General features: G+C 70.4%; 11 protein-coding genes. 2 read left to right on the top strand and 9 right to left on the bottom strand.

Going from position 1 to position 10,959, the window contains the following annotated elements:
- Positions 1 to 964: 2-oxoacid:ferredoxin oxidoreductase subunit beta (locus ACXJKL_RS05760; protein WP_457206102.1), on the top strand; the 964-nt coding region annotated here is incomplete at its 5' end.
- Between the two features lie 94 nt (positions 965 to 1,058).
- On the opposite strand, the gene ACXJKL_RS05755 is transcribed toward ACXJKL_RS05760, so the two are convergent.
- Entirely contained in the window at positions 1,059 to 1,481 is a 423-nt protein-coding gene (locus ACXJKL_RS05755) for a hypothetical protein (RefSeq protein WP_457206101.1), read from the bottom strand.
- A 140-nt stretch (positions 1,482 to 1,621) separates the two neighbouring features.
- Between ACXJKL_RS05755 and rarD the strand changes: the two genes are divergently transcribed.
- Positions 1,622 to 2,530 (top strand): EamA family transporter RarD, encoded by a 909-nt coding sequence (gene rarD, locus ACXJKL_RS05750; protein WP_457206100.1) that lies wholly within the window; start codon positions 1,622 to 1,624, stop codon positions 2,528 to 2,530.
- Between the two features lie 91 nt (positions 2,531 to 2,621).
- Here the strand turns inward: rarD and ACXJKL_RS05745 are convergent, their stop codons facing one another.
- The 8 genes from ACXJKL_RS05745 to nuoI all read right to left on the bottom strand — a co-directional run bounded on the left by ACXJKL_RS05745 (position 2,622) and on the right by nuoI (position 10,953).
- Positions 2,622 to 2,786: a hypothetical protein gene (locus ACXJKL_RS05745; RefSeq protein ID WP_457206099.1), complete on the bottom strand. Its 165-nt coding sequence runs from the start codon at positions 2,784 to 2,786 to the stop codon at positions 2,622 to 2,624.
- Positions 2,787 to 3,016: 230 nt separating this feature from the next.
- On the bottom strand, positions 3,017 to 4,024 hold the full coding sequence (locus tag ACXJKL_RS05740; protein WP_457206098.1) for a polyprenyl synthetase family protein: 1,008 nt from the start codon (positions 4,022 to 4,024) through the stop codon (positions 3,017 to 3,019).
- Positions 4,021 to 5,613 (bottom strand): NADH-quinone oxidoreductase subunit NuoN, encoded by a 1,593-nt coding sequence (nuoN, locus tag ACXJKL_RS05735; RefSeq protein WP_457206097.1) that lies wholly within the window; start codon positions 5,611 to 5,613, stop codon positions 4,021 to 4,023. Before nuoN ends, ACXJKL_RS05740 begins: the two co-directional genes overlap by 4 nt.
- Entirely contained in the window at positions 5,610 to 7,184 is a 1,575-nt protein-coding gene (locus ACXJKL_RS05730; RefSeq protein WP_457206096.1) for an NADH-quinone oxidoreductase subunit M, read from the bottom strand. The genes nuoN and ACXJKL_RS05730 overlap by 4 nt, the downstream gene beginning before the upstream one ends.
- Entirely contained in the window at positions 7,181 to 9,091 is a 1,911-nt protein-coding gene (gene nuoL / locus ACXJKL_RS05725; protein WP_457206104.1) for an NADH-quinone oxidoreductase subunit L, read from the bottom strand. Before nuoL ends, ACXJKL_RS05730 begins: the two co-directional genes overlap by 4 nt.
- 70 nt (positions 9,092 to 9,161) lie before the next feature.
- Positions 9,162 to 9,458 (bottom strand): NADH-quinone oxidoreductase subunit NuoK, encoded by a 297-nt coding sequence (nuoK, locus tag ACXJKL_RS05720; protein ID WP_457206095.1) that lies wholly within the window; start codon positions 9,456 to 9,458, stop codon positions 9,162 to 9,164.
- Positions 9,455 to 10,291 (bottom strand): NADH-quinone oxidoreductase subunit J, encoded by an 837-nt coding sequence (locus ACXJKL_RS05715; protein ID WP_457206094.1) that lies wholly within the window; start codon positions 10,289 to 10,291, stop codon positions 9,455 to 9,457. Before ACXJKL_RS05715 ends, nuoK begins: the two co-directional genes overlap by 4 nt.
- Positions 10,291 to 10,953, bottom strand: a complete 663-nt coding sequence (nuoI, locus tag ACXJKL_RS05710) for an NADH-quinone oxidoreductase subunit NuoI (RefSeq protein WP_457206103.1) — start codon at positions 10,951 to 10,953, stop codon at positions 10,291 to 10,293. The genes ACXJKL_RS05715 and nuoI overlap by 1 nt, the downstream gene beginning before the upstream one ends.
- Positions 10,954 to 10,959 lie beyond the last annotated feature (6 nt).

The raw sequence follows: 10,959 nt of genomic DNA, 5'->3' as shown, positions 1-10,959 counted from the left end.
GCTCAAGGCCGTGCAGTCGTTCCTGCCCGACCTCGGCCTGCGCCGCGAGAACATCGTGTTCGTCTCCGGCATCGGGTGCTCGTCACGGTTCCCCTACTACCTCGACACCTACGGCATGCACTCGAYCCACGGCCGGGCGCCGTCGATCGCCACCGGCATCGCCACCGCCCGCGAGGACCTCTCGGTCTGGGTCGTCACCGGCGACGGCGACGCGCTGTCCATCGGCGGCAACCACCTGATCCACGCGCTGCGCCGCAACGTCAACATGACGATCCTGCTCTTCAACAACCGGATCTACGGCCTCACCAAGGGGCAGTACTCCCCCACCTCCGAGACCGGCAAGGTCACCAAGTCGACCCCGATGGGCTCGGTCGACCACCCGTTCAACCCGGTCTCCCTGGCGCTGGGCGCCGAGGCGTCCTTCGTGGCCCGCACGATCGACTCCGACCGCAAGCACCTCACCTCGGTGCTCGCGGCGGCCGCCGCCCACCGCGGGACGTCGCTGGTCGAGATCTACCAGAACTGCCCGATCTTCAACGACGGAGCGTTCGACGCGATCAAGAACCCGGACACCAAGGCCGACGCGATCATCCCGCTGGTCCACGGGGAGCAGATCCGCTTCGGCGCGCCGCTGGAGTCCGGGCTCGGGTCCAGGGCGCTGGTCCGCGACCCCGCCGGCGGCGGCGTCCTCGTGGTGCAGGCCTCCGACGTCGACGAGACCGACATCCTCGTCCACGACGCGCACCACCCCGACCCGTCGACCGCGTTCGCGATCAGCCGGCTCACCGACTCCGGCTACCTCAACCAGTCGCCCATCGGCATCTTCCGCCAGGTCGAACGGCCGACGTACGACGACCAGGCGCGCGCCCAGATCACCACCGCGCGCGGCGGTGCGGCCGAGGACGACCAGCAGGCGCGGCTCGCCTCGCTGATCGGCGCCGGCGACACCTGGACGATCGTCTGACCCGCAGCCACAGACGACGACGACCCGGCGCGTGGCGCCGGGTCGTCGTGTCGAAATGGGGTGCTCACCGTGCYGGAGGCCGGGAGCGTCGGGGTCAGCGGAAGAACAGCGTCCACTTCTCGCCGTACGTGGTGGCGTAGGTCGAGTTGCCCTTGACCTTGATGCGCCACTTCCAGCGGCCCTTGTCRGGGACGGTGAGCCGCGCCTTGAAGACACCCTTGTCGTTGACCTTGACCTTGCGGACCGTCTTGAACTTGCAGGGCTTGCAGGCCTTCTTGGTCAGCAGCACCTTGCCCTGGAACGGCAGCAGGGTGCCGTCGACCTGCGGGTTCTCGACCTTGCCCTTGAGGCGGAAGGCGTTGTAGGCGACCTGGTGCCCGGCAGGAGGCGTCTCGGTGATGACCCGCTGGGCCTTCGACTGCTCGGCGTTGCTCGCGACGGTCGGGCCGGCGACGACGGCTCCGAGGCCGACGAGTGCGGCCATCAGGCCGGCTGCCACGGTGCGTGGGTTCCGCATGATGTGTCCCCCTTGGACGAATCGGGTGTGTGTCGTGCGATGCCAGCGCGATGCTGCCGCAGGCACCGTGCCGTGCGCAGTGCACCACACGGTTTCGAGACCAGCCGAATCCTAGGTCATGACGCGACTACGCTCGTGGCGTGCAGGAATCTCGTCGCGGCTTCCTCTTCGGAGTGGCGGCCTACTCCCTCTGGGGAGCCTTCCCGCTCTACTGGCCACTGCTGGAACCGGCCGGTGCCGTCGAGATCCTCGCGCACCGGGTGCTGTGGTCCGCCGTGACGATGACGCTGGTCATGGTGGCCCTGCGGCAGACCTCCGCGGTGGCGGCCGTGGTCCGCGACCGCTGGGCCTTCCGGCTGCTGTCCTTCGCCGCGGTGGTGGTCTCGGTCAACTGGGCGGCGTACATCTGGGGCGTCAACAACGGCCGGGTGGTCGAGACCTCGCTGGGCTACTTCATCAACCCRCTGGTCACGGTGCTGATGGGGGTCTTCATCCTCGGGGAGCGCCTGCGGCAGCTGCAGTGGGTGGCGGTCGGCATCGCCGGGCTGGCCGTCGTGGTGCTCACCGTCGACTACGGGCGCCTGCCGTACGTCGCGCTGGTGCTGGCCTTCTCGTTCGGCTCCTACGGCCTCGCCAAGAAGCAGGCCGGCGTCGACGCCGTCGTCAGCCTGACCGTCGAGACCGCGGTCCTCGCCCCGGTCGCGGGAGCGTACGTCGCGTGGCTGGTCCTGTCCGGCCACTCGAGCATGGGCTCGGAGGGGCTCGGTCACGCACTGCTCTTCACCACGACCGGCGTGGTCACCGCCATCCCGCTGCTGTGCTTCGGGGCGGCAGCGATCCGGGTGCCGCTGGTCGTGCTCGGGCTGTTGCAGTACCTCGCGCCGGTCATCCAGTTCGCGCTCGGCGTCCTGGTGTTCCAGGAGGCGATGCCGCCCGGACGTTGGCTGGGCTTCGGCCTCGTGTGGATCGCGCTGATGATCTTCACCGTCGAGGCACTCCACCACCGGCGCCGCCAGCTGCAGCTGGTGGCCGCGGCCTCCGCCTGCTGAGGGTGGTCGAGCGACGCAGGACGGAGACGCCCCGAGGGGCGTCCCCGCTCTCGGGTGGCGTGCGGTCGCCGCGAGGGCGACCCGGATCAGGTCAACGGTCGAGCCCGGTCCTGTCCACCGCGCGGTGAAAGCGCATTCCGGCCAGGCCGCCGAGGACGGCGCCGGCCAGGCTGGCGACCAGCACGACGACCAGGATCGCCCACAGCCAGACCGCGATGCCCTGCTTCATGCCGTCGAAGCTCGGCGTGTCGCTCACCAGCCGCGACGAGTGTGCGTGGATGCACGTGGCAAGCACCGCTTCCGGCGCATCTGCGCACACTCGTACGGCGTCCGCAAGGCCGAGGCAGCCTGGAGGGTCCACGCCTGTGCGTGGAGGTACAGCCGGGTCAGGGGTGGTCGGTCCCTGCATCCCCACGCAGGTGCGTGGAACCTCATCGCGAGGCGCACTCGTGCGGGCGACCGGCGGCCCGCGGCCGCGAGAGACGGTCAGGACGTGCGGCTGGCGACGATGTCGGCGAACGACTCCAGCGCGGTGCGCACCGATCCGGGCTCGAGCGCGGCGAGGAGCGCCTTGGCGCGCTCGGACTCCGCGAGCACGTAGCCGCGCGCCTGGTCCATGGCCGGGTGCTTGCGCAGCAGGTCGAGGGCCTCGGCGTGCAGGTCGTCGTCGGTCAGGTCCGCGTCGAGCAGCTCGAGCAGCCGGGCGTCGGCCGGGTCGGTGGAGGCGCGGGCCATCAGGACCGGCAGGGTCGGCACGCCCTCACGCAGGTCGGTGCCGGGGGTCTTGCCCGACTCGTCCGACTCGGAGGCGATGTCGAGGATGTCGTCGGAGAGCTGGAAGGCCGCCCCCACGATCTCGCCGTACCCACGCAGCGCGGTGCGCACCGCGGCGGACGCGCCCCCGAACATCGCGCCGTACTCCGCGGAGGTGGCGATGAGGGAGCCGGTCTTGCCGGCGACGACGTCGAGGTAGTGCGCGAGCGGGTCCTCGTCGGGGCCCGGCTCGACGGTCTCGAGGATCTGCCCCTCGACGAGCTCGGTGAAGGTGCGCGCCTGGATGAGCACCGCCTCGGGACCGAGCTGCGCGGTCACCTCGGAGGACTTCCCGAACAGGAAGTCGCCGGTGAGGATCGCGACGTGGTTGTCCCAGCGGGCGTTGGCGGTGTCTGACCCGCGCCGCAGGGCCGCCTCGTCCATCACGTCGTCGTGGTAGAGCGACGCCACGTGGGTCAGCTCGACGACGCACGCCGCCGCCAGCACCTCGTCGGCGTCGGGGGTGTCCCCCGTCTCGGCGGCGAGCAGCACCAGCAGCGGGCGGAAGCGCTTGCCGCCCGCGCGCATCAGGTGGCCGGCCGCGTCCGAGACGTACGCCGTCCGCGCACGGGTGTGCCCGATGAGCATCTCCTCGACGACCTCGAGCCGTGCGGAGAGGCGACTCGCCAGGGCCTCGTCGACGACGGGGAGCGCCAGCGCCGGCGCGGAAGGGGTGCTCACCTGATGAATTGTCCCGCAAGGCCGGCCAGGTCCAGCAGCGGGCCCGGCAGGATGCCCAGCATCAGGGTCGCGGCCGCACCCAGCGCGATCGTCGTCGCGGTCAGCACGCTCGGGTAGGCGACGGTCGGGCCGTCCCCGACCGGCTCGTCGAAGTACATCGCCTTGATGACCCGGATGTAGAAGAAGGCGGCGATGATGCTCGCGAGCACGGCCACGACCACGACCGGCCACGCGCCGGCGGCGAGGGCCACCGAGAACACCGCGAGCTTGCCCACGAAGCCGGAGGTCAGCGGGATGCCCGCCATGGCCAGCAGGAAGAACGCGAAGACGCCCGCCACGATCGGCGACTCCTTGCCGAGCCCGGCCCAGCGCGCCAGCGCGGTCGCCTCGCCACCCGAGTCCCGGACCAGGCTGACGACGGCGAAGGCGCCGATCACCGCGAAGCCGTAGGTGGCGAGGTAGAACAGCACCGCCTGCAGCGCGGTCAGCTCGCCGTCGGCCAGGGCCGTGGTCTGCTGGACGCCGAGCACGCCGGTGAGCAGGAAGCCCGTGTGCGCGACCGAGGAGTAGGCCAGCATCCGCTTCATGTCGGTCTGGGTCACGGCCAGCACCGCGCCGAGCAGCATGGTGAGGATCGCGATGATCCACATCATCGGCTGCCACGACCAGCGGTCCGCGCCGAGGGCCACGTAGAAGAGCCGCAGGATCGCGCCGAACGCCGCGACCTTGGTGCCGGCGGCCATGAAGGCGGTGACCGGGGTCGGCGCGCCCTGGTAGACGTCCGGCGTCCACGCCTGGAAGGGCGCCGCACCGACCTTGAAGAACAGGCCGACCGACAGCATGCCGACGCCGATGAGCAGCAGGGCGTTGCTGCCGGTGTCGTTGCGGACCGCCTCGTTGATCAGCGCGAACTGCATCGAGCCCGCGTAGCCGTAGACCAGCGCGACGCCGTACAGGAAGAAGCCGCTGGAGAAGGCGCCGAGCAGGAAGTACTTGAGCGCGGCCTCCTGGCTGAGCAGCCGGCGCCGGCGGGCCAGGCCGCACAGCAGGTACAGCGGGAGCGAGAGGACCTCGAGGCCGACGAACATGGTCAGCAGGTCGTTGGCGGCCGGGAAGAGCATCATCCCGAAGATCGCGAACATCAGCAGCGGGTAGACCTCGGTGTGGTCCAGGCCCCGGGTCGAGGCCTCCCGCTCGGCCTCGGTGCCGGGCAGTGCGGCCGCCTGGCCGGCGAACGCCGAGACGCCCCCGTCGAGGTGGCGCTCGGCGAAGAGCAGGGTGCCCCCGAGGGCCAGGACCAGCACGAGGCCCCAGATGAACAGGGTCGGCCCGTCGACGGCGATGGTGCCGGACACGGCGAGCACGCCGCGGGCGGCGCCGTCGCCGTGGACCTCGGCATCGCGGGCGATCAGGACGACGCCCACGAGCGCGGCGACCAGGCCGGCGAAGGTGAGCAGCACCTGGGTCAGGTACCGCGCCGAGCGGGGCACGAACGCCTCGACGACGACTCCGAGGCACGCGACGCCGAAGACGATGAGCAGCGGTGAGAGCTCGAAGTAGTCGATCGTCGGCTTGATGAACTCGTTCACTCGTGGCCTCCCTGCGAGCTGGCCGCGCCGTCGGCGGTGTCATCGGCGGTGTCGACGCCTGCACGATCGGCAGCAGGGACGGTCGGGGGTTCGTCGCTGACACCGACCTCGGCCAGGGTGTCGTCGACGTAGGGGTTGATCGCGTCGAGCAGCGGCATCGGCACGAACCCGAAGAGCAGCAGGGCCAGCATGAGCGGCGCCAGCGTGCCGACCTCGCGCCGGTCGAGGTCGCGGATCTCCACCTGCTCGGGACCGGTCATGGTCCGCTGGTAGAGCCACAGGACGTAGATCGCGGCGAGCACGATCGCGGTCACCGCCACGGCACCGGCCCACCAGGCGTGCTGGAAGGCCGCGATGAGCACCAGCATCTCCGAGACGAAGGTCGACAGGCCCGGGAGGCCGCAGGCCGCCAGGCCGGAGATGAGGAAGATGCCGGCCATGACCGGGGCGCCCTTCTCGATGCCCCCGCCCATGGCCCGGATCGAGGCCGTCCCGCGTCGCTGGATCATGTAGCCGGCCACCAGGAAGAGCGCGGCGGTCGCGATGCCGTGGTTGACCATGTAGAGGACCGCGCCCGAGCCGCCCTGGGTGTTGAACACGAAGATGCCTAGCACGATGAAGCCGAAGTGGCTCAGCGAGGTGAGACCGATCAGGCGCAGGACGTCGTCCTGGCCGATCGCCACCAGCGCGCCGTACACGATGGAGATGAGGGCCAGCACCACCACGACGGGGGTGGCCCACTGCGAGGCGTCGGGCAGCAGCCCGAGGCAGAAGCGCAGCATCCCGAAGGTGCCGATCTTGTCGAGCACGCAGACCAGCAGCACCGAGGTGCTCGGGGTCGCGTGCTCCGTCGTGTCGGCCAGCCAGGTGTGCACCGGGAAGAGCGGCGCCTTGATCGCGAAGGCGATGAAGAAGCCGAGGAAGAGCCACCGCTGGGTGATCGGGTCGATGTCCAGGGCGGCGAGGTCGCTGATCAGGAAGCTCGGGTTGCCGGCGTCGGCGGACACGACGTACAGCCCGATCACCGATGCGAGCATCACCAGGCCGCCGGCGAGCTGGTAGATCAGGAACTTGGTGGCCGCGGCCCCGCGGCCCACCTTGCCGAAGCCGCCGATGAGGAAGTACGCCGGGATCAGGGTGGCTTCGAACACGACGTAGAACAAGAACACGTCGGTGGCGGTGAAGACGGCCAGCGCCATCGCCTCGAGCGCCAGCACCCAGGCCACGAACGCACGGCTGCCGCCGTTGCCGGGCTCGTCCGCCTCGTGCCAGGAGGCCACGAGCACGATCGGCACGAGCAGGGTGGTGAGCAGCACCATGACCAGCCCGAGGCCGTCGACACCGAGCGCGTAGTGCACGCCCAGGGCCTCGATCCACGTGTAGGTCTCGGTCAGCTGCATGCCGCCGTCGAGGGTGTACGACGTGAGTGCGGCCACGGCGGCCCACACCAGCGCGGCGCCGGCGAAGCCGAGGCCGGCCAGGCGTGCGGTCGCGGCCGGGAGGAACGCCGTGACGAGCGCGCCCACGAGGGGCAGCGCGATCAGGATGGTCAGCACAGGAAGGTCGCTCATGCCAGGTTCACCGCCAGGAGGGCCAGGACGACGAGGAGGGCGCCGCCGAGCAGGGACAGGGCATAGGAGCGGACGAAGCCGTTCTGGACGCGACGCAGCACTCCGGAGATGCCGCCGACGGCCGCGGAGCCGCCCTCGACGGCCCCGTCGACACCGACGCGGTCGAAGGTCGTGAGGCCGTGCACGAGGTGGAGACCCGGCCGGACCACCACCGCGTCGTTGATCGCGTCGCCGTACAGGTCGGCGCGCGCGGCACGGGTGGCGAAGGAGACGTCCTGGGGGGCCTCGCGGGGCACGGCCTGCCGTCCGACGAGGAACCACGCGGCTCCGACCCCGACCGCGACCACCAGGACCGCGAGGATCGTGATGGCGATCGGCGCCAGTGGCGGCTCGTGGTGCTCGGCGACACCGGTCACCGGGGCGAGGAAGTCGACGACGAAGTCACCGAGGAGCAGCACGCCGCCGAGGACCGAGAGCGCGGCCAGCACGACGAGCGGCACGGTCATCAGCTTCGGCGACTCGTGCGGGTGGACGCCCTCGGACCAGCGCTTCTCGCCGAAGAACGTCATCAGCATCAGCCGGGTCATGTAGAAGCCGGTGATGCCGGCACCGAGCAGCGCGCACAGCCCGACGACGAGGTTCTCGGCGAGCGCGGTCTCGATGATCTTGTCCTTGGACCAGAAGCCGGAGAACCCGGGGAAGCCGATGATCGCGAGGTAGCCCATCGCGAAGGTCAGGAACGTGACCGGCATGTACTTCGACAGGCCGCCGTAGTGGCGCATGTCCACGTCGTCGTCCATCCCGTGCATGACCGAGCCGGCGCCCAGGAACATGTTGGCCTTGAAGAAGCCGTGGGTCAGCAGGTGGAAGATCGCGAACGGGTAGCCCGCGACGCCGAGCCCGGCGGCCAGCATCATGTAGCCGATCTGGCTCATCGTGGAGCCCGCGAGCGCCTTCTTGATGTCGTCCTTGGCACAGCCGAGGATCGCTCCCCACAGCAGCGTGACGGTGGCGACGATGACGACCACGGTCTGCGCGGCGGGCGCCAGCTCGTAGATGAAGTTGGAGCGGACCACGAGGTAGACGCCGGCGGTGACCATGGTCGCCGCGTGGATGAGGGCCGAGACAGGGGTCGGGCCCTCCATCGCGTCGAGCAGCCACGCCTGGAGCGGGACCTGGGCCGACTTGCCGCACGCACCGAGCAGGAGCAGCAGGCCGAGCGCGTTGAGCGTGCCCTGGCTCGCGTCCCCCGACACGGCGCTGATCGCCGCGAAGTCGGTGGTGCCGAAGGTGGCGAACATGACGGCGATGGCCAGCGACAGGCCGATGTCACCAACGCGGTTGATGACGAAGGCCTTCTTGGCCGCGGCCGCCGCGGAGCGCTTGTGCTGCCAGAAGCCGATGAGGAGGTACGACGCGAGGCCGACACCCTCCCAGCCGAGGAAGAGGCCGAGGTAGTTGGCCGAGAGCACCAGCACCAGCATCGCGGCGACGAAGAGGTTGAGGTAGCCGAAGAACCGGCGGCGACGGTCGTCGTGCTCCATGTAGGCGATGGAGTAGACGTGGATGAGCGCGCCGACACCCGTGATGAGCAGCAGGAACAACGCCGACAGCGGGTCGTAGAGCAGGTCCATGCCCACGTCGAGGCCGCCGACCTGGAACCACGTGTAGAGGTGCTGCCCGACCTGGCGCTCCCCCTCCGAGCGGTCGAGCAGGGAGACGAACAGGGCCACGCTCAGCGCGAAGGAGCCAGCCACGGTGGCGGTGCCGAGCCAGTGGCCGACCCGGTCCAGCGCGCCTCGCGCCATGGCGCCGCCGAGCAGCAGCACCAGGGCGCCGGCCAGCGGCAGCCCGATGACCAGCCACAGCAGTGAGAACACCCCGTCGGCGGCACCGGGGTGCACCACCGGGACGGACCCGCCCTCGGAGGCGAGCACGATGGCTCCCGCGTTCACAGTCAGGTTCACAGTCAGGTCCTCAGTACTTCAGCAGGCTGGCGTCGTCGACCGAGGCCGAGCGTCGCGTGCGGAAGATGGTCATGATGATCGCCAGGCCGATGACGACCTCGGCGGCAGCCACCACCATCACGAAGAAGGCGGCGATCTGCCCGTCGAGGTTGCCGTGCTGCCGGGCGAAGGCCACCAGGGCGAGGTTGCAGGCGTTGAGCATCAGCTCCACGCACATGAAGACCACGATGGCGTTGCGCCGGGTCAGGACCCCCACGCAGCCGATGGTGAACAGGATCGCGGAGAGCACGACGTACTCGTTGGTCATGCGAGGTCCTCCTCGGTCGTCGCCGGGGCGCCGGCCTTGCCGGACTGCTCCGGCATGGTCGTCGGGTCGGCGGCCGCGTCGGCGCGCCCCCCGGCGAGCTGGCGGCGTACCTCGTCGATGTCGTCAGCGAAGGCCGGCGCGGAGCGCACGGTGCCCCGCGCGGCCAGGACGCGCGAGATCGAGGCCTCGGACGCCGTCCCGTCGGGCAGCAGCGCCGGGGTGTCGACCGCGTTGTGGCGGGCGTAGACGCCCGGCGAGGGCAGCGGGCCGAGGTGCTTGCCCGAGTCGGCGTAGTCGCGCATCCGCTGGGCGGCCAGCGACGCCTGCGTCGGCTTGGGGGTGAGGCGCTCACGGTGGGCCAGGACCATCGCCCCGATCGCCGCGGTGATGAGCAGGGCGCTGGTCGCCTCGAAGGCGAAGACGTAGCGGCTGAACAGGATGTTGGCCAGCTGCTCGATGTTGCCGCCCGCGTTGGCCTCGTCCATGCCGACAGCCGCCCCGAACGTGACCTGCGAGAAGGCGGTGACCAGGACCAGGCCCAGGACCAGGCCCAGCACGGTCGCCATCGCACGCTGCCCGCGGATCGTCTCCACGACCGAGTCGGAGGCGTCGACGCCGACGAGCATCAGCACGAAGAGGAACAGCATCAAGATGGCGCCGGTGTAGACGATGATCTGCACGGCGAAGAGGAACGGCGCGTCCAGGACGGCGTACAGCACGGCGAGGCTGATCATCACGACGGCGAGCAGCAGCGCGGCGTGCACGGCCTTGCGGACGAACAGGATGCCGAGGGCGGCCACCACCATGATCGGGGCCAGGATCCAGAAGGCCATCAGTGGCTCCCCTCCCCCGCGCGGTCTTCGGACACGTCGGGCGGCAGCGCGGCGCCGGAGGCGACGTGGTCGCCCCCATCGACATCGGGCGGCAGCGCGGCGCCGGAGGCGACGTGGTCGCCCCCATCGACATGGAACGTGCCGCGGTAGTAGTCGCCCTCGTCGGCGCCGAGGCGCATCGGGTGCGGCGGCTGCTCCATGCCGGGCAGGAGCGGGGCGAGCAGGTCGGACTTCTCGTAGATGAGGTCGGCCCGGTTGTTGTCGGCCAGCTCGTACTCGTTGGTCATCGTGAGGGCACGGGTCGGGCAGGCCTCGATGCACAGCCCGCACAGGATGCAGCGCAGGTAGTTGATCTGGTAGACGCGGCCGTAGCGCTCGCCGGGGCTGAACCGCTCCCCGTCGGGACCGTCGGTGTTGGATCCGCCCTCGACGTAGATCGCGTCGGCCGGGCACGCCCAGGCGCACAGCTCGCAGCCGATGCACTTCTCGAGGCCGTCGGGCCACYGGTTGAGCTGGTGGCGACCGTGGAAGCGCGGCGCCGTCGGCATCTTCTCGAAGGGGTACTGCTCGGTGACGACCTTCTTGAACATGGTCCGGAACGTGACGCCGAAGCCGGCGACCGGGTCCCAGAACTGCTCCTTGATGCCCTTGGACTCACTCATGACTTC

It is taken from the genome of Nocardioides sp. P5_C9_2 (assembly GCF_054049555.1).
Note: the sequence above shows the minus strand (reverse complement) of the source record. Positions and strands in the feature narration are given on the sequence as shown.